18 protein-coding genes are annotated in these 20,248 nt (G+C 44.8%); 6 read left to right on the forward strand and 12 right to left on the reverse strand.

Features of this window, described 5'->3' with window-relative positions:
* Window positions 1–109 precede the first annotated feature (109 nt).
* From G9X62_RS00745 to dinB, 5 genes are all read right to left on the reverse strand, one after another.
* Window positions 110–1,306: an MFS transporter gene (locus tag G9X62_RS00745; RefSeq protein WP_223130931.1), complete on the reverse strand. Its 1,197-nt coding sequence runs from the start codon at window positions 1,304–1,306 to the stop codon at window positions 110–112.
* A 63-nt stretch (window positions 1,307–1,369) separates the two neighbouring features.
* Window positions 1,370–1,936 (reverse strand): Crp/Fnr family transcriptional regulator, encoded by a 567-nt coding sequence (locus tag G9X62_RS00750; RefSeq protein ID WP_223130932.1) that lies wholly within the window; start codon window positions 1,934–1,936, stop codon window positions 1,370–1,372.
* 107 nt (window positions 1,937–2,043) lie between these two features.
* A complete protein-coding gene (gene msrB / locus G9X62_RS00755; protein WP_223130933.1) occupies window positions 2,044–2,550 on the reverse strand; it encodes a peptide-methionine (R)-S-oxide reductase MsrB in 507 nt (168 codons plus the stop codon).
* 222 nt (window positions 2,551–2,772) lie between these two features.
* Entirely contained in the window at window positions 2,773–5,691 is a 2,919-nt protein-coding gene (locus G9X62_RS00760) for a DNA polymerase III subunit alpha (RefSeq protein ID WP_223130934.1), read from the reverse strand.
* On the reverse strand, window positions 5,692–6,912 hold the full coding sequence (gene dinB, locus G9X62_RS00765; protein ID WP_223130935.1) for a DNA polymerase IV: 1,221 nt from the start codon (window positions 6,910–6,912) through the stop codon (window positions 5,692–5,694).
* A gap of 108 nt (window positions 6,913–7,020) precedes the next feature.
* Here dinB and G9X62_RS00770 point away from each other — a divergent pair, with 108 nt between their 5' ends.
* Window positions 7,021–7,719, forward strand: coding sequence for an XRE family transcriptional regulator (locus G9X62_RS00770; protein ID WP_223130936.1), 699 nt, complete (start codon window positions 7,021–7,023; stop codon window positions 7,717–7,719).
* Window positions 7,720–7,818: 99 nt separating this feature from the next.
* Window positions 7,819–9,915 carry a Tex family protein gene (locus tag G9X62_RS00775; RefSeq protein ID WP_223130937.1) on the forward strand — a complete coding sequence of 699 codons (2,097 nt, stop codon included), beginning with the start codon at window positions 7,819–7,821 and terminating at the stop codon, window positions 9,913–9,915.
* A 159-nt stretch (window positions 9,916–10,074) separates the two neighbouring features.
* Here G9X62_RS00775 and G9X62_RS00780 read toward each other — a convergent pair whose 3' ends face one another.
* The 4 genes from G9X62_RS00780 to G9X62_RS00795 are packed head-to-tail and all read right to left on the reverse strand — an operon-like array spanning window position 10,075 to window position 13,043.
* Window positions 10,075–10,392 (reverse strand): heavy-metal-associated domain-containing protein, encoded by a 318-nt coding sequence (locus G9X62_RS00780; RefSeq protein WP_223130938.1) that lies wholly within the window; start codon window positions 10,390–10,392, stop codon window positions 10,075–10,077.
* A 4-nt stretch (window positions 10,393–10,396) separates the two neighbouring features.
* The gene (locus G9X62_RS00785) at window positions 10,397–10,600 is read right to left on the reverse strand and encodes a heavy metal-binding domain-containing protein (protein WP_223130939.1); all 204 of its coding nucleotides are present in this window, start codon (window positions 10,598–10,600) and stop codon (window positions 10,397–10,399) included.
* A gap of 1 nt (window position 10,601) precedes the next feature.
* Window positions 10,602–12,605 carry a TonB-dependent receptor plug domain-containing protein gene (locus tag G9X62_RS00790; RefSeq protein WP_223130940.1) on the reverse strand — a complete coding sequence of 668 codons (2,004 nt, stop codon included), beginning with the start codon at window positions 12,603–12,605 and terminating at the stop codon, window positions 10,602–10,604.
* Between the two features lie 42 nt (window positions 12,606–12,647).
* Window positions 12,648–13,043, reverse strand: coding sequence for an HYC_CC_PP family protein (locus G9X62_RS00795; RefSeq protein ID WP_223130941.1), 396 nt, complete (start codon window positions 13,041–13,043; stop codon window positions 12,648–12,650).
* A gap of 35 nt (window positions 13,044–13,078) precedes the next feature.
* Here G9X62_RS00795 and G9X62_RS00800 point away from each other — a divergent pair, with 35 nt between their 5' ends.
* Both G9X62_RS00800 and G9X62_RS00805 read left to right on the forward strand, forming a co-directional pair.
* The gene (locus G9X62_RS00800) at window positions 13,079–14,677 is read left to right on the forward strand and encodes a S8 family serine peptidase (RefSeq protein ID WP_223130942.1); all 1,599 of its coding nucleotides are present in this window, start codon (window positions 13,079–13,081) and stop codon (window positions 14,675–14,677) included.
* Window positions 14,674–15,783 (forward strand): acyltransferase family protein, encoded by a 1,110-nt coding sequence (locus G9X62_RS00805; RefSeq protein WP_223130943.1) that lies wholly within the window; start codon window positions 14,674–14,676, stop codon window positions 15,781–15,783. Before G9X62_RS00800 ends, G9X62_RS00805 begins: the two co-directional genes overlap by 4 nt.
* A 242-nt stretch (window positions 15,784–16,025) precedes the next feature.
* Here G9X62_RS00805 and G9X62_RS00810 read toward each other — a convergent pair whose 3' ends face one another.
* The 3 genes from G9X62_RS00810 to G9X62_RS00820 are packed head-to-tail and all read right to left on the reverse strand — an operon-like array spanning window position 16,026 to window position 19,120.
* Window positions 16,026–16,955, reverse strand: a complete 930-nt coding sequence (locus G9X62_RS00810) for an ROK family protein (RefSeq protein WP_223130944.1) — start codon at window positions 16,953–16,955, stop codon at window positions 16,026–16,028.
* Between the two features lie 4 nt (window positions 16,956–16,959).
* Window positions 16,960–17,892, reverse strand: coding sequence for a ribosome small subunit-dependent GTPase A (rsgA, locus tag G9X62_RS00815; protein ID WP_223130945.1), 933 nt, complete (start codon window positions 17,890–17,892; stop codon window positions 16,960–16,962).
* Window positions 17,879–19,120, reverse strand: coding sequence for a 3-deoxy-D-manno-octulosonic acid transferase (locus tag G9X62_RS00820; RefSeq protein WP_223130946.1), 1,242 nt, complete (start codon window positions 19,118–19,120; stop codon window positions 17,879–17,881). Before G9X62_RS00820 ends, rsgA begins: the two co-directional genes overlap by 14 nt.
* A 53-nt stretch (window positions 19,121–19,173) precedes the next feature.
* Between G9X62_RS00820 and ytxJ the strand changes: the two genes are divergently transcribed.
* Window positions 19,174–19,506, forward strand: a complete 333-nt coding sequence (gene ytxJ, locus G9X62_RS00825) for a bacillithiol system redox-active protein YtxJ (protein ID WP_223130947.1) — start codon at window positions 19,174–19,176, stop codon at window positions 19,504–19,506.
* Window positions 19,499–20,245 (forward strand): hypothetical protein, encoded by a 747-nt coding sequence (locus tag G9X62_RS00830; protein WP_223130948.1) that lies wholly within the window; start codon window positions 19,499–19,501, stop codon window positions 20,243–20,245. The genes ytxJ and G9X62_RS00830 overlap by 8 nt, the downstream gene beginning before the upstream one ends.
* Window positions 20,246–20,248 lie beyond the last annotated feature (3 nt).

Here is a 20,248-nt window from a genome sequence, read left to right on the forward strand (position 1 = left end):
TTCGGCTAAGTCGTCGCTGCGCGACTTAGTCCGGAGTAAAGAGTAGAGAGTAGAGAGCATAGAGAAAACATTTACCATTTACCATCCACCATTTACCATCTTCCCTCCCTTAACAAATCATCCTCCACTTAATCACCCCCGCGGAACCCAAAGTCAATAATCCAATGACGATTACACTTACTTCTAGTTCGAAATAGTCCGATAAAATTCCAGTTAATATAGCTCCAAAGGCATAGCCTAAATCACGCCACAAGCGAAAAGTGCCTAAACTAGCAGCCCGATCAGCTGGGTGTGTATTTTCAGCGATGGATGCTAAAAAAGTCGGATAGACAATCGCTGTTCCTACTCCTATCACAAAGGATAGGATGGCGAAAGCGGCGAATGTTTGAGCCCAAATAAGACCTAATATGGCAAAGGCTTGAAGAAGCATGCCAATAAACAACAAATCTTTTTGGCAAATAAAATCAGATAAACGACCTGTCCCTAATTGCGCTAGACCCCAAACAAGGGGATATATGGCCGTTATAATCCCTATTTGGCCTAAATCAAAACCTTTGCTAGCTAATAAAAGGGGAAATAGCCCCCATATCATCCCATCATTCAGATTATTGACGAGCCCTGCTTGAGAGATAGCTCCTAAATTTCGATGCAATAAAGAAGTATCCCAAAAGGGTTTTTTAAGCAAAGGAAGTGAACTTTCCTGGGCCGCTTTTTGGACGAATGACCGAGTATCTTTCACCCAAATCCAAGAAATCAACAGGCCCAAAAACACAAATACAATCCCTATATAAAAGGGATAAGGCCTAATTCCGTATGTATTCGCAATCCAGGCCGTTAAAAGCGCCACTAAACCGACAGATAAATAACCCGCAAATTCATTAATTCCCATGGCTAAACCCCGCTGCTTATCCCCCACTAGATCAATTTTCATAGTCACGGTACTAGACCAAGCGAGGCCCTGATTAATTCCCAAAAGTACATTAGCAGCCACAATCCAATTCCAAGTGGGCGCCCACATCAACAAGAATGGAATGGGAATCGCAAAAAGCCAACCGAAAATTAACAAACGCCTTCTGCCTAACGCATTCGCAAAATGACCAGCGAAGTAATTTGTTAAGGCTTTGACAATACCAAAAACGACGATAAAGGAAAAGATGGCCGAATTAGAGGCAATATGAAATTCCTGAGCCGCTAATTGAGGCAAAATAGAACGCTCTAGGCCGACCATCCCACCCACAAAGGCATTCACTAAAACCAACAAACTGAACTGCTGCCAATTCTCTTTCAATCCGAACCGAACTTCCATTTGTGTCATATTTAGACACAAAGGTGCTCAGCTGAACGCCAAAAGCACTTAACAAATGTTAAATTAGGATTTCTTCGCGCGAATGCGACTCAAACTTACCTGTGTGATTCCTAGATAGGATGCAATAAATTTCAATGGAGCCCTCTTTAATACCTCAGGCTGCTCTTTCTCTAATAAGTGATAGCGTTCCTCTGCCGCATGAAACTGCAAATTTTCTATCCGTTGTATAGTCTCCACATAGGCCTTTTCAAACAATTTCGAGAACAATCGCTCAATATCACGGCGCTCTTCATAAAGAGAAGTTAAAGCAGACGTATCAATGGACCAAAGCTCCGAATCCTCCAAAACCTGTATGCCTTTTTGACTAGGCTTACCCGCAAAAAGGCTTTCAGCCCGCGCAATCAAGTTGAATTCGCCATAAAATCCCTCTGTCACATCTGTTCCATCTTTGACGTAATAAATACGTGCCATTCCTTTTTTCAAAAAATAAAGGGTCTTGCAGGTTTGGCCGATGGATTGTAAATCCTGGTTTTTAACAATACTAATCTCCTGGCAAATACCTGCCAATGCCTCTTGAGAAGCTACGCTCAGAGGATAAATAGACTGGAAATAAGTGATGATGGGGGACATAGTTAACAGTTGTCAGTGGACAGTAGGCAGTGGAGAGTATAGATTATAGAGTAGAGAGCATAGAGAAAACATTCACCGCTTACCATTCACCATTTACCATCTATTCTCTATTTCTTCACTGCTTCAAATCCTATCGACACCGAATTCACGCAATAGCGTAATCCCGTATCCGTAGGGCCATCGTCAAAAACGTGGCCTAAATGGCCTCCGCATTTTGCACAGGTGATTTCTGTGCGGCGCATGCCTAAGGTATTGTCTACCGTTTCTTTGATAACGCCTGCCTTTACTTCCTTGTCAAAACTAGGCCAACCGCAATGCGAATCAAATTTAGAATCAGAGCTGAAAAGGGGGGCTCCGCAGCCTCTGCACGTATACATCCCTTTCTCGTTGTGCATTAAGAATTTACCGGTGTAGGGATGTTCGGTGCCTTTTTGGCGTAAAATATAATATTCTTCCTCTGTCAATTTAGCCTTCCATTCGGCTTCTGTCTTAGGCAAATTTTCCATCGTCTTTGTTGCTGTAGTTGCTATCGTTTTTGTAGGCGTTTGTTTGGGTTGTTGTCCACAAGCCTGCAGGCTTATGAATACGAGTACTAATCCTAGAATCTTTTTCATGTGATTATTATTTATAGCATAACGCAAGATAAGGGAAAAAGGTTTAAGCTGCTATGCAGCAGTCGTCCTTCGGACTTAGTCGACTTCGTCTTAGTCATCGCTTCGCGATTTAGTCCGGAGTCAAAGTTCAAAGTAGTTTTTTGACTAAGTCACGAAGTGACGACTAGGCCGCTTGCGGCGACCTCTTGACTACCTCTGAACTTTGGTCTTTGAAATTTTAAATTATGAATACCGCGGATCCACCCGCCACGCTAACTTCCGCAATTGTTGCACGCGCAGGGTTCGATGGCCAAAATCGTCCATCGACACGCCCTGCATCCAATAGATTCCACTACCGCGGAAAGAATAGTTTTTTAGATCCGATGGAAAATGGACGGTATCAAAGAACTCTCCTTGCAGGTCCACAAAGTAGCCAAAATACATTCGTTCGCCCTGCTTAGTTCGCGTAGACTTTAAAGTGACGAGATAGCCGATGATATCGCCTTTAGGCAATACCAAATCCGCATTCAATAAGGTCTCTGGTAATTCCTCTAGCAATAAAAAGGGTGAACAGAGGGGGAAACCGAGAATCTCCCATTGGTCGAAAGCATCCTCCTCCGGTTCGTGGATAAGCGGTGGCAAGACCCCGATGTCAGGGGAAAGCTCCTCAAACATCTCCATCGAGACCACCGTAGAGACTTTGCCTTGGAAACGGGCGTGCGCCTCCCATAATAGGGGCTTTTTGGCCTGACCTAGGTTGCGAAAGGCGCCTATGCGAATCAACAAAATCGATTGCTCTAGCCCGATGGACACGCGGTGCACGAAATCCTCCCAAGAACGGAAAGGCCCAGACTGCCTCCGCGCCTCGAGTATTTCTTGGATGACCCGCTTCTCTAGGCCTTTGATATGTACCCAGCCCAAATAAATGCGCTTGCCTTCGATCCGGGTTAGGTAGTCGCTCTCATTAATTTCCGGTGCCTCCACCTCTGCTCCACAGCGCCGAGCCTCGTGCACGTAAAATTCAGTCCGGTAGAATCCCCCAAAATTATTGATCACCGCCACCATAAATTCAAGCGGGTAATAGGTCTTGAGATAAAGGCTTTGGTAGCTTTCTACGGCAAATGATGCCGAGTGCGCCTTCGAAAAGGAATAGCCCGAAAAACTTTCCATCTGCCTCCACACCTCGCGTGAAACGGCTTCTGGGTAGCCTTTGGCAGCACAATTCTCGAAAAAAGCCTGCCTAATGCGATCAAATTCAGCTCTAGAACGGTATTTACCCGACATTCCGCGGCGCAGCACATCGGCTTCCGCTAAGGTTAATCCGGCAAAATAGTGCGCCACCTTGATCACATCTTCCTGGTACACCATCACGCCATAGGTTTCCTTCATCAGCTCCCCCATCAGCGGATGCACCGGCTCATAGGAATCCGGGGCGTGGAAACGCTCGATGTAGGCCTTCATCATCCCGGACGAGGAGACGCCGGGGCGAATAATGGAGGATGCGGCGACTAGGGTGATGTAATCTTGGCAACGTAACTTCTTTAAGAGCGAACGCATCGCGGGCGATTCGATATAGAAACAGCCCATCGTCTCGTGGCGCATCAGCTGTTTGCGCACGCCTTCGTCTTTCATAAAGTCCTGCACGCGGTGAATGTCTACATCGACTCCGCGGTTTGCGCGGATGATGTCGACGGACTCTTTGATGTGGCCGAGGCCTCGTTGGGATAAAATATCAAACTTCGCAAAGCCGATCTCCTCCGCCACGTACATATCGAACTGGCAGATGGGGAAACCTTTCGGCATTCCCTCTAGAGCCGTGTAAGCGGATAAAGGGGCGTCTGAAATCAGGATGCCGCCCGCGTGAATGCTGAGGTAATTAGGAAAATCGAGCAAGAGCTGGCCGTATTTGACGATCAGCGCCTGTATTTCGGACGTCACCTCCCGCATGGCGGTGGCGGGATCGAGCCAGGCGTCTATCTCGGCTTTGGGAAGACCAAAAACCTTCGCTAACTCCCGGTAAATCGACTTATCCCGAAACGTAACATAGGTCGCTAGCAGACACACATGCTTCGCCCCATAGCGCTTAAAGATGTAATCGATGATGTCATCCCGCTCATCCCAGGAGAAATCTATGTCAAAATCCGGTGGACTCGTCCGGTGTTTGTTGATGAAACGCTCGAAATAGAGGTCTAATTCGACCGGATCCACGTCTGTAATCCCGATGCAATAGGCCACGATGGAATTCGCACCGGAGCCTCGCCCCACGTGAAAATAGCCCCTAGATCGTGCATAGCGAATAATATCCCAGGTAATCAGGAAATAGGCATTAAAATCTAGCTCGTGAATAATCTTCAATTCCTTCTCCACCCGCGCCTTAGCCTCGCGATCCCCACGCGGATAACGGTAACGCAAACCCTCGTAAGCTAGCTTGGTGAGGAGGGCTAAATCGTCTTCTTTGGAAGAACTAAATAGCGAGCGGTTCTTTGGCTTTTTAAAATCAAAACTAAAAGAGCAATCAGCTAAGATCTGATCCGCCTCCGCTAATAGTTGCGGGTAATCCGCGCAAGAGGCCGCTATTTCAGCAGGAGTATAGAAACGTTCATCTGCCTGCGCCTGGTCTTTGGGTGAAAGTTTGCTCAATAAGGTATTCAAATCGATCGCCCGCAGCAATCGGTGCATCGAAAATCCGCGCTGATCCAGAAAGGTAAAAGGTTGGCACCAGACAAAATCACGCAGGTCTTTTTCTTTCCAAAGCAAATTCCGGTCACTCGCCCGCACGCCCCAGCGCTCCCGCGGACCAGCCAGCGTCTTGATCTTTTTCCGCATGGCTAGCGGATAAATCGTCCACACATCGTCTGAAACGGGAGGTCGCTCTGGCCAGGGATCTTTGGAGACTAAATACTTCGTCGCAAAATCATTAATCTGCAAAAAACCACGTTCATTTCGCGCTAAACACACATAGCCTGCCTCGAACTCCATCCCCACCACGGGCTTAATCCCCTCCTGCTGACACGCCTGAACGAAATCAAAGACACCAGAACTCCGGTGGATATCCGTTAAGGCTAACGACGTGATGCCACGCGCTTTCGCCTCCTGAACTAATTGCTCAGGCGAAAGCGTACCATAGCGCAAGCTGTAGTAAGAATGGCAATTCAAATACATCTATTCGTCGTTTTTTGCGGGTAAAGAAGCGTGTGCCGCACCAGCAGCAGGCAGTCTATTTCTCCGTTCGGCACTCCCCATCAATCCGCTCGCGCGCAAGATGGAAAACTCGCCGTAGCGGTTCTTCAGGGAATCCATCGCCTGGTACAGCGGCACTAGCTTAGCCCCGTCATCAAACAGGTTCAATTGCTCTTGCCCTTGCAATAGCTTAGAGAAGCGCACGCCTATCAGCCGAATCAAGAGCCTCCGGTCATACAGCTTCTCGAACAATTCGTAGACCGCCGGAATCAGACGGTGGTCGCTGGCGGAAGCGGGGATACTGATTTGGCGGGTATGGGTGTCAAAATTCGAGTAACGCACCTTCACCGTAATACAGGAGGTACATTGCCCCAGCTTGCGCAAATCATAGCTCAGCTGCTCTGTCAACGAACCCAGGATCCTTCGTAATAAAATCACATCCGTACTATCCTGCTCAAACGTTATCTCCTTAGACAAGGACTTCTGCTCAGAATAAGGCACGACGGGACGCAGATCGATGCCATTAGCTCTTTCCCAAAGCATCGTCCCCGACTTCCCAAAGGTTCGCTCTAACACCCGCTGCGGCATTTGGCTAAGCGTTCCTACGTGGACGATGCCCATATTACGCAAGGTCTGGGCCGTGACGGCACCGATCATCGGGATCTTATTCACCGTCATCGGCGCTAAAAAGGCTTTCTCTTGACCGGCGGGCACCTGGTATTCCCCGGCGGGCTTGACGTGATTCGTCGCGACTTTGGACACCGTCTTATTCACCGATAAACCAAACGACATCTGCAATCCAATCTGCTTTTTAATCCGATCCCGCAGATCCTGGGCAAAGGCATAGGAACCAAAAAAGCGCTCCATCCCCGTCATATCTAAATAAAACTCATCAATCGAGGCTTTCTCTACTAGCGGCGCCCGCTCCATAATCAGCGAAGTCACCATCTCAGAATGCTGGACATAGGCTTCGTAATCTCCTCGTAACACAATCGCATCCGGACACAATTTCAACGCCATCTTCATGGGCATCGCGGAACGCACCCCAAAGGCCCTGGTCTCATAACTACACGCCGCCACCACGCCTCGATCCGAGCCACCGCCCACAATGACCGGCTGGCCCACGAGTCGCGTATCTCGGAGTCGCTCTACCGAGACAAAGAAACTGTCTAAATCCATGTGCACAATCGCGCGCTCCTGCATAAAATTGGTAGATATTTGGGTATTTTGAATACCTTTCGTAACTTCGAAAAGTATACGAAGAAATTTTAGATACGAATTTTATTCATTTTCCTTTAATAAGCAAATCGCATGAGCACTTTTTTTAGTCAGAATTTACGTTTTTTACGCAGCAAGATGTCGGAGAAAACTTCGCAGGAAAAACTGGCGGAATTACTGAATATTAAGAAGCCGACCTTGGGCTCGTATGAGTCGGGAAGAGCGGAGCCTAAATATGCGGATTTAATCTCCCTAGCGGAGTTTTTTAAGGTTGAAGTGGATGAATTATTGAAGGAGGATTTGTCCAAAAGAATCCCCGGACTTTCGAACAAGCCTAAGCTACGAATTTTAGCTACGACGGTCGATGCGAACAATGAGGAGAATATCGAGATGGTACCGGTCAAAGCTTTGGCAGGATACACCGCCTCTTACGACGACCTCGACTTCATCCGCGATCTCCCTACCTTCCAAGTACCTTTCCTACCTAAAGACAAGAAATACCGCGTTTTCCCCATCAAAGGCGAATCGATGTTACCCCTACAACCGGGCTCTTTAGTCTTCGCAGAATACGTGGAAGACTGGACCCAAATCAAGGACGGCACCATCTGCATCGTCGTGACCCGCGAGGACGGCGTCGTATTAAAGCAGGTCATCAACCACCTCGCAGAACGCAAAGTCTTGATCCTGAACTCGACGAACAAGACCTACGATCCTTACCCGATTTTGGGCTCTGAAATCCAGGAAATCTGGAAGTTCGCGGGGTATTTTTATAATGAATTTCCTGAAAAATAGATAAGAGAGCAAAGAGTATAGAGTAGAGATAAAAATGAACATCTCTACTCTATAATCTCTTATCTATGCTCTATTATCTATACTCTCTACTCTACTACCATGTACCACAAAATATCCACCACCCTTTCCATTTCCGAAAACCAAGTTCGCAAAACCATCGCCCTATTGGACGAAGGCGCCACGATTCCCTTTATTTCCCGTTACCGCAAAGAGGCTACGGGGAGTTTAGATGAAGTACAGGTAGCGGCAATTCGGGACCTAAGGGACCAATACGTGGAATTAGAGAAGCGCCGCGAGGCTATCTTGAAGTCCTTACAGGAACTCGAGAAATTGACGCCAGAACTGGAGAAGGCAGTTAGAGGGGCTGAGACTTTGGCCAAATTAGAAGACACCTACCTGCCCTACAAACCCAAGCGCAAAACACGCGCGATGGCGGCCCGCGAAAAAGGACTACAAGAACTCGCAAACCAGATCCGATTGCAAGGTCTAAAAGACCCAGAGGTCTTAGCAGCTGAATACCTAGACAACGTAGAGGAAGCTCTAGCTGGCGCTCGGGATATTTTAGCCGAGGAGATGATGGAAACGGCTGAAGCCAGAGAGGAAGCGAGAAATCTATTTACGCGCAAAACGACGGTTAAATCAACGGTTGCAAAAGGCAAAAAAGACGAGGGAATTAAATACAAAGATTATTTCGACTGGTCGGAATCCTTAGCGCAAGCACCATCTCACCGTATTTTGGCCCTTTTCAGAGGCGAAAACGAGGGGATTTTGAACCTGAACTTAACCGGTCCAGACGAGGAGGTTTTAACTAAACTAGAGCGCCGCTTCCTGACTGGAAACAACGCCTGCGCGAAACAAGTGGGATTAGCCATTCAAGATGGGTATAAACGCTTGCTGATGCCAGCCATGGAAACCGAGATGCGAGCTGAGGCGAAGAAACGCGCAGACGAGGAAGCTATTCGCGTATTCGCAGAAAATATCAGACAACTGTTATTAGCCGCACCATTAGGCCAAAAACGCGTCTTAGCCCTCGATCCTGGATTCAGAACTGGCTGCAAAGTAGTTTGCCTAGATGAACAAGGAACACTGTTAGACAACACCGCGGTTTATCCGCACACCGGACCTGGGCAAGCTGCAGAGGCAGCTCACACCATCCAAGCTTGGGTGAAACAATATAAAGTACAAGCGATTGCCATCGGTAACGGAACGGCAGGTCGTGAGACCGAATCCTTTGTACGTGGACTTAAGTTGGAGGGGATTACCATCATCATGGTGAACGAAAGTGGAGCATCCATCTATTCTGCTTCTGAAGCGGCGCGCGACGAGTTTCCGGATAAGGATGTAACGGTACGTGGGGCGGTTTCAATCGGTAGACGATTGATGGATCCTTTGGCAGAACTGGTAAAAATCGATCCTAAATCCATTGGTGTGGGACAATACCAGCATGATGTAGACCAAAAGAAATTACAAGCCTCTCTCGACGACACAGTTATCTCATGTGTAAACTCGGTAGGCGTGGAATTAAACACAGCCTCTAAACAGATTCTATCTTACGTTTCAGGCTTAGGTCCGCAATTAGCCCAAAACATCATCGATTACCGCACCAAAAACGGACCATTCTTAAAACGCTCTGACTTGAAAAAGGTCACGCGTTTAGGCGAAAAGGCTTTCGAACAAGCGGCTGCTTTCTTGCGCATTCGCAACGCAAAAAACCCATTAGACGCCAGTGCAGTTCACCCAGAACGTTATGAAATCGTCGAAAAGATGGCGAAAGATTTGAACTGCAAAGTGTCTGATCTATTAGCGAACGAATCCTTACGCAAACAAATTCGCTTAAGTCAATATGTGAATGCAGAAGTAGGTATGCCTACGTTGACAGACATTATGGAGGAATTAGCGAAGCCAGGTCGTGACCCTCGAGAGCAATTCGAAGCCTTTGAATTCACGGAGGGAGTAAACTCCATTAAAGATCTTCGCGTAGGAATGATGCTTCCGGGAATTGTGACGAATATTACGAATTTTGGCGCCTTTGTCGATATCGGCGTTCACCAAGACGGATTAGTGCATGTTAGCCAATTAGCCGATAAGTTTGTGAAAGACCCTAATGAAGTAGTGAAAGTGGCACAAAAAGTGCAAGTCCGAGTGACGGAGGTGGATGAAGTAAGGAAGCGGATTGCGCTGAGTATGAAGAAATAATAATAAATGATGAATGATAAATGGTAAATTAAATGGTGAGTGGTAAGTGGTGAATGAGGAATTTCGTGTTATTAATCCACGAAGTGGATACCAACTTTATTGTTTATACTCTATAAATATACATTTACCATTCACCATTTACCACTTACCATCTTTACTTTAATCTTTTTTCTTGCAGCAATTAGGCAACTTAGCATAGTCCTTTGCTATCGCCTTCACCTCATCAGCATCATATCCCGTTTCCGAGATCGCTTTTCTGATACCAGCTGCGTCGATTTTCGCTGCATCGTATTCCACCGTGATTACCTTATCATCAAGATTCAAATCGGATTTAGCCACGCCTTTTGTCAAAGCTAAATTCTTCTCAATTCGCTCTTTGCACATTTCGCAAATCGCAGAAGTCTTAATCTTTACTGTTTCCTTAGGACCAGCAAGAGCCAAAAACGGCAAAATCAATAAAAATAGGATCTTTTTCATCGCTTTATCTTTTAACTACTTTCAAATCCATTGTGCAAGCAGGGCATTTACCTTTCTTCGAATAGGTCTTTTTACCTTCACACTTCATTGGACACGCATATTCTTCTTTTTTGCTCTCTTTGGCAGCTTTTTGATCAGCTTGAGTAGTGGACGCGAAGGCCCCAAACATTCCCATTACTAGGGTCGAAACTAAGATGTACTTTTTCATATTAATTGATTTTAAAACGGATTCCTGTGTAAACCATGGTACCTACAATAGGCCCCCAAACCATCGAGGCATCAAAACCCATCGCAAATGGATCTTTAGCACTCATAATTGGATTGGCTTGAGTAAAATTAAAAAGATTTTCCACACCTAGGTATAATTCCCACTTTTTAAATTGTCGCGTTACTTGAGCATTTACGGTCGAAAATGCAGGAGCCTGAACTTCGGAAGAAGAAGCGGTATGAAGATGCCCTACCGTCGCATCCGGAATCCGTCTTGTTCCATTCCATTGCCATGTCAGGTCATATTTCCAAATTTCATAAGGTGTCGCATAGGCCAAATTGACTAAAACCCGATCGCGATTCAAAAATGGCTTTGACAATCGATTCAAGGCCCCAGATTCGGTTAAATAGTCTGCTTGCACATCTTGAAAACGATAAGCAGCTTTGAATTCAAATCGCTTAAATGGACTGTAATTAAACTCGGCCTGTAAACTGGTCGAGTAAGATGCTCCCGGACTCGAGTAAAACCGAACACTGGAGGCAGACTCCATATCCACCATCCATTGGTGGGTAAAATCAGTCTGAAAGGCATCAATCACCAGATTTGCCTTGCGGGACCCGATGTTCATATTTTTCGTCAGTGTGATTCCGTAATTCCAAGATACTTCCAGTGGATTTAGATTCCCGACTAATTTCAAGGCCCGGTTATTTATTAAATAGCCCATATTTTCTGCCAAAGGATTCACCCGTCTCCACCCCTTTCCGGCAGATAAACGAACAATCCAATCCGGGGCTACATCCCATTTTACATGCAAGCGAGGCACCCATTGTGTACCTAATTGATTATGAAAGTCAACTCTTTGGCCTAAAACCACTGTTAATTTAGTAGGAATCGTCCACGTATATTCCCCATAAACACCAGGTACTATTTCGGTTCTAGCATAAGCAGAGTCTATATAGGACTCCTGATAGGAATCTAGTAAAAAACTGGCACCGGTCTTCCAAGTATGGTTGGTGTTGCCAATGATGGATTGAAAAATCAAATTGCCATAAACACTTTGTTCTCGTCCTGTATAATTCTTAGTGGAGAAATAAGAATCATTTGCATGGTTAGCTGTGCTTACAATTAGGGCCAAACCCTGGTAAGGCTTGTTAGGAAATAATCGGGCTATTTTTGCAAAGGTCTCCAAGCGCTCTGTCTTGCTGCCAAAGCCATAAATTTGCGAACGATCTGCTTCAGAAGTAAACGATTTTTGACCCCCTAAACGATCCTCATTCAAGTAATTTGCTCCCCACTGGATCATCCAACGATCGGTGGCATATTTCCATCGGTTGAGGACATTCATTAAATTAAATAAGGGCAAATCCAGAAAGCCATCCCCATTTCCATCCAGTCGAGCCGCCTGCTGAGAATAGTGTGTAAATACGCCCGTAGATAAACGCGAATTGAAGCGATGAGCACCTTGTTGATTGACCTCAAAACGCCCCTGCGAGTTCGTGTAAGTATTTAAATAATATACTTCGGAGGTGTCTGGCTTTGCCAGTTCAACATTGATCGCGCCGGTCATAGATTCATATCCATTCACAACGGAGATGGTTCCTTTGGCCAAATCAATCGATTTAATCCACGTTCCTGGTAAATAATTCAAGCCATAAGTGGATTTCAGTCCACGGATCGATGGAATATTTTCCACATTCGTTTGAACATAATTTCCAGATAAACCCAACATTTGGATTTGCTTAGATCCCGTCACGGCATCCGCATAACTCACAGAAACAGAGGCATTGGTTTCAAAACTCTCCGATAGGTTACAGCAAGCCGCTTTTCCCAAGGTTTTGATCGTCATTATTTCCGTGGAGAGAATGGCGTTATCGTCTTTTTGGCCAGGATTAGCCACTATCCGAAATTCTTTTAATTCTGTGTCACGCTCAATACTATCTTTTCGCACAACTTGTTGAGCCTGCAAAAGCGTAGAAAAACAGAGTAAAATAAGTAATTTATACATCGTTGTTTGGTTTTATATGATAGAAAAAAACTTCCTATCTTCTTAAATCAAATACGACTGTAATTGGGCTAAGCGAGCCTGCCGAGTGAGTGGAGGGGCATTCGAGGTGTACGAAAAATAATCAAGCTCTTGGATATAAAAATCAAGTGAATTAACTGTCGATGTGCTCAAAATAGGAGAAAAAGCGAATACCAGTGATTGACTTCCTTTGCTTAAGTCGAAATTAAACTTCACTTGGTACTTACTTAACAAACAGCATTTTGATCTTGAAATATGAGCTTCTGCTGTTTTTTGACAGCAGGATTCCGCTTTTGTGATCGTTGTTTTCTTTGCCCCAGTATAGATGCAAGTGGCTTCGGTCCACGAAATACCTAAACTCCCAAAAAGAATCCAGGCGGCGAGGAAAATGGACGTGAAGCTTTTGGCAAAGAATTTCATCAAACGAATTTAGTTACAATTCACTAATTTGCTGTATGATTCAGCGGTTAATCTTTCTATTCCTTTTCAGTGCTAGCCTTTCTATGCAGGCTCAGACCTACCGCTACCTCATTCTATTCAAAGACAAGGCTTCGAATAGTTATTCAATAAACAATCCGGGCGCTTTTTTAAGTTCCAAAAGCCTGGAACGCCGCCGCAAAAACCGCCTCGCCATTTCACTGCAAGACTTGCCTGTAAGCTCTACTTACTTAGACCAAGTAAAAACCACCGGTGCGCGCATTTTGTTTCCTCTAAAATGGATTAACGGTGCATTGATCGCGCAAAAACCGAGTGAGCTCAAGAAAACACTTGCCCTCAGCTGTGCTAAAGGCCTTTATTGGGATTTTCCTGCTGATTCCAGTGCGGCCTTTCAAATTCAATCGGGGACACAATCCACTGTGATTAGTCCTGATTATGGGAATTCATCCTACCAAATCAACCAGCTCGGCATCGACCAAATGCACGCAAAAAATATTCGCGGAGATGGTGTTCTAATTACTCTGCTAGATGATGGATTTAAAAACGCGAATTCAGTGCCTTATCTTCAAAATACTTTCAGCGAAAAACGAATCACCGCCACTCTGACCACGGATCCATCTGTTACCTCTGTATACACCAGCGGTGGTCACGGCACTAACGTTCTTTCCTCCATCGCAGGATATGAACCGGGTAAATTAATTGGAACAGCTTACAAAGCCTCCTTTGCTTTGGCCCAAACCGAAGAAAGCGGTCACGAATTAATCGTAGAGGAAGCGAATTGGCTAAGAGGCGCAGAATGGGCTGATAGCTTGGGGACAGACATCATTTCATCCTCATTGGGCTATTCCACCTTTGACAATCCGCTGCATAATCACACCTATGCGGACATGAATGGAAAGTCTACCCTCGTATCAAAAGCTGCCGCCTGGGCAACTAGCAAAGGAATTCTATGCACCATCAGCGCCGGAAACGAGGGTGCGAATGAATGGAAATATATCACCGCGCCCGCCGATGCTGATTCCATTTTAACGGTAGGAGCTGTAAATGCGCTGGGTGGATTATCCTCATTTAGCTCGATAGGACCCAGTTTTGATGGAAGAATCAAACCAGATGTCGTAGCCATGGGTTCCAATACCGTCGTGGGTAAAACAGATGGGACGGTAGGAATTTCTAATGGAACCTCCTTTTCAGCCCCTCTTGTGGCTGGACTTGCGGCAGGTTTGATACAAACTTTTCCGAACCATACCGCCCAACAAATCAGAAATGCCATCTTAAAATCGGGATCACAATTTTCTAGAACAGATATGTTGCTGGGATTTGGCCTACCTACTTTTGACAAAGCGAGCACCGCAATAGAACTTATTCTAAGTAATTTAGAAGAGCCCACTTTACGTATTTATCCAAACCCGGTAAACCCTGGAGATGCTTTGCACATCTCCATTCCATTCCATTCAGCGGAAGTCGAAATGCTAAATAGTACCGGAATCGTGGTCCACACTTTTTACCTAGCGCAATCAGAATCAACAATTTACCTCGGACCTTTCGTTTCCGGGAAATATTATTTTAGATTTACCACAGAATCGACCTCTATTATAAAACCTATCTTAATACGATGAAAACACGCTTTCTTTCGCTTGATATCCTTCGAGGAATCACCCTTGCAGGGATGATTCTTGTCAATAATAACGGCAATGGCGATTTTACCTACGGTCCCTTATTGCACGCCCAATGGAATGGATTTACGCCCACAGACCTTGTTTTTCCTAGTTTCCTTTTCATGGTCGGAGTAGCCATGCGCTTTTCCTTCAAGGCATTCAACTACGAATTAACTCCCTCGGTACGAAACAAAATTTTAAAGCGAACGATATATCTTTTTTTAATTAATTACTTCGTTTTCTATTTCCCCTTCACCGATTTCTCCTTCGAAAAACTGCGTTTTTTGAACGTTTTACCGCGCATCGCTCTTTCCTACTGTGCCGTTTCCTTTTTAACACTTCAGGTCCCATCGAAATGGTTAACATGGATTAATGCCGGTATTTTACTCTCATTTTGGGGTATTTTATATTTCTCTGGCGATGCTGGACTTTGGATGGATATTAGTTCGAATGCGGTCAGGAAACTAGATTTATTTTTATTCGGAGAATCGCATTTATACCATGGAAATGTGGTGAATGGCATCGCTCTTGCTTTCGACCCGGAAGGTTTTCTAAGTACATTGCCTGCCATTTCTACCTGCCTTTTTGGATATCAAGTGAGTTTGTATTTAGAGAATCAGGCCAAAGAAAACAAGTCGGCTTTACTCGGTCTTCTAGGCTGGGGCACGGCATTGATTTTGGTGGCTATGATATGGGATCAGGCGTTTCCCATTAACAAAAAGCTTTGGACAAGTTCATTTGTGCTACTATGTGCCGGCATTGATTTTATCTTGATCGGATTATTAAACTGGTGGATAGAGACTAAAGAACGCCACTTTGGAAACACATTCTTCCTTGTATTAGGTACAAATTCCATACTTGCCTACGGGATTTCTGAAATCATTGCTATCCAATTAGGAAATGTGCAAATCCAAGACATGTCAGCTAGTCAATGGCTGTATTGGCATCTCTTCGAACCCATCTTTGGTAAATACAATGGCTCCCTCGCTTATGCGATCACTTTCGTATTAGTATGCTGGGGAGTATGTTGGGTGTTTTGGAAGAAGAAAATATTCTTGAAAGTTTAGTCGGCGCATAGCGCCTTAGTCGCTGGGTCGCCACTTCGTGGCTTAGTCACTGCTTCGCAGCTTAGTCAACTTTGTTTTAGTCAATGAGTCACAAATAACGACCGAGTCCGCAGGACGACTAAATCGCGAAGCGATGACTAAGTTCGCAGGACGACTCATTTTCGCAAGCAATTTTTAGCAGAGAGCTGTTTAGTTGAGGGATTTTAGAAATTATGGCGTAGACCAATTTGAAAATCCCTCAACTAAATAGCCTCAGAATGAAAAAGAAGCGCAGCCCCAAAAACCCCTGCCGAATCACCCAACTTAGGCTTCACAATAGGCGTCAGCACTTCTCCTGAATTGAAAATGTATTTCTTGATGCGTTCGATTCCCTCTGTATATAGCAAATCGATATTCCCCACTCCTCCACCGATGACGATGACTTGAGGGTCTAAGACATTAATTAAGGTGGAAACGGCACGACCAAAATTCTCCAGCATTCGCTCAATAGTGGCAGAGGCGTGAATATCTGTACCAGCAAGATGAGCTTGAAGGATTTGTGGCATGCGGAGTTTTTGGCCTGATTCAGTTAAATAGAATTCCTCTAAAGCTGGTCCGGATATAACGTGTTCCACACAACCCGATTTACCACAATAGCACGCTTTCCCGCCTTCTTCTAGAATATTGTGTCCCCATTCGCCACCGATTCCGTGCAAGCCATTGACAACTTGACCGTGAACGACTAATCCACCACCTACACCGGTTCCCATGATGATGCCAAAAACGACTTCAGCCTTCGGATTCACGTCTTGCACCGCACCCAAATGGGTTTCTGCCAACGCAAAGCAATTCGCATCATTTGCAAGACGTACTTCAACTCCTAAGGCTTTGGTTAAATCAGCTGCCATCGGACGACCATTCATGGAGGTCGTGTTGCAGTTTTTCATCGTTTGGGTAGCTGGATTCAAGACGCCAGGAGTGGCAAAACCAATTCGGGTAGGTGAAACACCTAGCTGTTCAGAGACCCTTGAAACTAAACGGGCTACTTGTGAAATGATGTGTTCGTAGCCTTTCGATGCTTCGGTATCGATGCGTTCTCGGGCAATGACTTGCGTTAAATCAGCGGCAGACAATACGGCGCATTCGATCTTGGTTCCCCCTAAATCGATGCCCCATACATAGGATTTTTCCATAGGTTTAGCGACGGTTGTCGTTGTTCTCAAAAATACTCAAATAACTCAAATAGCGACTATGTGCAATATCTCCCGCCTCAAAGGCCTTTAATACAGCGCAGGCTGGCTCCGAAATATGCAAGCAATTGTTGAATTTACATTCGCCTATCAGCGCGCGCATTTCAGGGAAATAATGCGATAATTCTTCTTTCTCGATCTCCATCACACCTAATTCATTAATGCCAGGACTATCGATCAAATAGGTCTCTGGCCCTAATTCCCACATGGTGGTATAGGTGGTAGTATGGACGCCTTTTTGGGCAAAATCCGAAATCTCTTTCACTTTGATATTCAAATGGGGAGATACCAAATTCAATAAACTGGATTTCCCTACGCCTGAATGGCCTGCTAAAAGCGACACCTTTCCGGCAAACATCGCCTTGAATTCATCCACGCCTTGGCTGCGTGGAATAGAGGTAAACAAGATGCCATAGCCTAATTCTTGGTAAAGTGCGGCATATTCAAAGATTTGGTCCTCTTCCTCCTCATTCAATAAATCCATCTTGTTAAACACGATAGTGACTGGGATTCGAAAAGCTTCGGCAGTGACTAAAAAACGATCTAAAAAACCCAAAGAGGTTTTAGGGGATTTCAAGGTCATCACGAAGATGGCTTGATCCACATTCGCAGCCATTAACTGACCCTGCCCCGTTTTATGGACAGATTTTCGGATGATGTAATTCGTACGCGGGATGATTTCTTCGATGACAACCGTCTCATTCGCTTCATCTTCGACCGCATAAATGACGCGGTCGCCCACCGTAACGGGGTTCGAGGTTTTAGGTCCTTTTAACTTAAATTTACCTTTCAAACGTCCTTTAAAGACCTTTCCTGACTCGGAACGAATTTCGTACCAAGATCCGGTTGAACGCATAATTAAGCCTTTACTTCCTTCCATCGATTGCTAAATTACGCACAAATTGACTGATTCTTTCCGTTGCACCCGCTTGTAATTGGACAAAAGCACGCGATTGCACCTGTTTATTTACAAAAACATCGTCTACATCGTATATCACTCGCATCGCCTGATCTAATTCTTCCGTGGAAGCAATTGGAAAAGCCAGACCTAATTCGATTAAATCCCGCGCCTCCCGAAATTTCAAGTAGTTTTTATTGCCAAAAAAGACCGTGGGACCAAACACCGCCGCCTCCAACGTATTATGCAAACCATCTCCAAAAGCACCTCCAATGTAAGCAAACGAAGCACCTCTGTATAGATTCGCTAAACGACCTACCTCGTTCACAAAAAGAACATCGGCCTTTTCACGCGCTGGACCTTTGGAATAAGTTACCGGCAATGCAATCTTTTCTTCCCATGCTTTCAATTCTTCTGAATGAATTTCATGCGGCGCAATGACCCATTTAAAAGGGTATTTCTTCGAATTGATAAGCGGAATCAACACATCCATATCGGCCTGCCAGGCAGAACCCACCACCATAAATTCTTTATTATCTAAAAACGTTGTTAATAAATCCCAAGATACCGGATGACGTAACGTATCCAATACACGATCAAATCGCGTATCCCCCGCCACCGTCACATTCGACCGCTGCAATAAATCCGCTGATGCCTGGTCTTGCACGAAAAGGTGTGCAAAACAGTCTAATAGGCGACGGTAAAAACCACCATACCAGCGGAAGAATACTTGATTAGGGCGAAAAATGGCAGAAACTAAAATCGTAGGAACGCCTCGTTTTTTCAGTCCAGTCAAGTAATAATGCCAAAATTCATACTTCACGAACACTGCCAACGATGGCTTCACCAAATCTAGAAAACGAGCACTATTGAAAAAACCATCCAAAGGCAAATAACTGACATAATCCGCTCCAGCATAGTTCTTTCGCACTTCATAACCCGAGGGCGAGAAGAAGGTAACCAAAATAAAATGAGTTGGATTTTCCTTTTTATGGGCTTCAATGATGGGTCTTCCTTGCTCAAATTCACCCATCGAGGCGGTGTGAAACCAAGCTACTGGTTTTTCATTCGTTTTGAAATGCTGCTCGAGACCGGACCAAACCTGATTTTGGCCCTCATTCATCAATGCTGCTTTTGATTGAAACAATGCCGCGAATCGAATCAGTCCCCGATATAAAAACAAGACAAAAGAATAGAGGCAAACCCTCATTTTTTACTAAATTTGATGTTGAATTGTTAAAATTACGAAAAAGGCAGGTGAATATGAATTGGATACCCTTGACAGACGAAAAACAACTGGCGGAAATTGTGGAAACATCACAAGAAAAACCGGTAGTCATTTTCAAACACAGTACACGTTGTTCCATCTCATCGACTGCGTTAAATCGCTTTGAAAGAGCTTGGGATTCGGAAAATACACCGGCCTATTATTTGGATTTAATCGCCTATAGACCTATTTCAGGTCAAATTGCAGAACAATTCGCTGTTGAACACCAATCACCTCAAGTGTTAGTGATTGATAAAGGCGCTTGCCCCTATTCTGCTACGCATTGGGACATTTCAGTGGACGATATTAAACCTTACTTGAATGCCTAGATTTTTTTTCTTGTGGGTGATTTTAGGGGTACCGTTTTTGATGATGGGCCAAAGAAAATCAGCAACACCCCAGAAAAAAGAAACGCAAACGCAATCTTCGTCTTGGGGATTTGGCGTTAATACGAATACCAACTCCGGAATTTTAGGTGGGTTTAGCTTCTTGAAAACCTTTAAGAATCGCTCATTTGTCAATCTTGACCTAACTAATACAAAAGATTACCGCGAGTTTGATTCCCCCTATTCATATAATGGGAAAAGCTTTGTGGAAGGAAAGTTGAACTATTTAATAAACTTCAGGCCTGAATACGGACGCCAATGGAGCTTATTGAAACAAGCTAGCGATGGTGGAACGAGTTTAAATGGCCGAATCGCTACGGGACCCACAATTGGAATACAAAAGCCTTATTTTGTGGATATCGTATATACAGAAGCTGGAGGCAAAACCCTAACTACTTCAGTCCCAATGGCAAAAGCCTTAGACAACAGCTATAATAAGTCTATTATCAGCGGAGAAGGAAGTATCTTTTCTGGCTTTTCAGAGGCCAAATTTATTCCCGGATGGCATCTAAAAACAGCTCTCGAGTTTAAATTTGAGACCTTAAAACAAAATTACCTAGCTGTAGAAACTGGTTTTATTGTGGATTATTTTAGCCAACCCGTTGAAATTTTAAACCAAACGGCCCCTCGCTCTGTTTATACGACGGGTTATGTGACCTTTTTCTTTGGAAAAAGTAAATAAAAA

The organism is Aquirufa lenticrescens (assembly GCF_019916085.1).
Taxonomy (GTDB): Bacteria; Bacteroidota; Bacteroidia; order Cytophagales; family Spirosomataceae; genus Aquirufa; species Aquirufa lenticrescens.

Coding starts and splice junctions, on each gene's coding strand:
- G9X62_RS00745 (WP_223130931.1), bottom strand. CDS start 1,306: ATGGAAGTTCGGTTCGGATTGAAAGAGAATTGGCAGCAGTTCAGTTTG.
- G9X62_RS00750 (WP_223130932.1), bottom strand. CDS start 1,936: ATGTCCCCCATCATCACTTATTTCCAGTCTATTTATCCTCTGAGCGTA.
- msrB (WP_223130933.1), bottom strand. CDS start 2,550: ATGAAAAAGATTCTAGGATTAGTACTCGTATTCATAAGCCTGCAGGCT.
- G9X62_RS00760 (WP_223130934.1), bottom strand. CDS start 5,691: ATGTATTTGAATTGCCATTCTTACTACAGCTTGCGCTATGGTACGCTT.
- dinB (WP_223130935.1), bottom strand. CDS start 6,912: ATGCAGGAGCGCGCGATTGTGCACATGGATTTAGACAGTTTCTTTGTC.
- G9X62_RS00770 (WP_223130936.1), top strand. CDS start 7,021: ATGAGCACTTTTTTTAGTCAGAATTTACGTTTTTTACGCAGCAAGATG.
- G9X62_RS00775 (WP_223130937.1), top strand. CDS start 7,819: ATGTACCACAAAATATCCACCACCCTTTCCATTTCCGAAAACCAAGTT.
- G9X62_RS00780 (WP_223130938.1), bottom strand. CDS start 10,392: ATGAAAAAGATCCTATTTTTATTGATTTTGCCGTTTTTGGCTCTTGCT.
- G9X62_RS00785 (WP_223130939.1), bottom strand. CDS start 10,600: ATGAAAAAGTACATCTTAGTTTCGACCCTAGTAATGGGAATGTTTGGG.
- G9X62_RS00790 (WP_223130940.1), bottom strand. CDS start 12,605: ATGTATAAATTACTTATTTTACTCTGTTTTTCTACGCTTTTGCAGGCT.
- G9X62_RS00795 (WP_223130941.1), bottom strand. CDS start 13,043: ATGAAATTCTTTGCCAAAAGCTTCACGTCCATTTTCCTCGCCGCCTGG.
- G9X62_RS00800 (WP_223130942.1), top strand. CDS start 13,079: ATGATTCAGCGGTTAATCTTTCTATTCCTTTTCAGTGCTAGCCTTTCT.
- G9X62_RS00805 (WP_223130943.1), top strand. CDS start 14,674: ATGAAAACACGCTTTCTTTCGCTTGATATCCTTCGAGGAATCACCCTT.
- G9X62_RS00810 (WP_223130944.1), bottom strand. CDS start 16,955: ATGGAAAAATCCTATGTATGGGGCATCGATTTAGGGGGAACCAAGATC.
- rsgA (WP_223130945.1), bottom strand. CDS start 17,892: ATGGAAGGAAGTAAAGGCTTAATTATGCGTTCAACCGGATCTTGGTAC.
- G9X62_RS00820 (WP_223130946.1), bottom strand. CDS start 19,120: ATGAGGGTTTGCCTCTATTCTTTTGTCTTGTTTTTATATCGGGGACTG.
- ytxJ (WP_223130947.1), top strand. CDS start 19,174: ATGAATTGGATACCCTTGACAGACGAAAAACAACTGGCGGAAATTGTG.
- G9X62_RS00830 (WP_223130948.1), top strand. CDS start 19,499: ATGCCTAGATTTTTTTTCTTGTGGGTGATTTTAGGGGTACCGTTTTTG.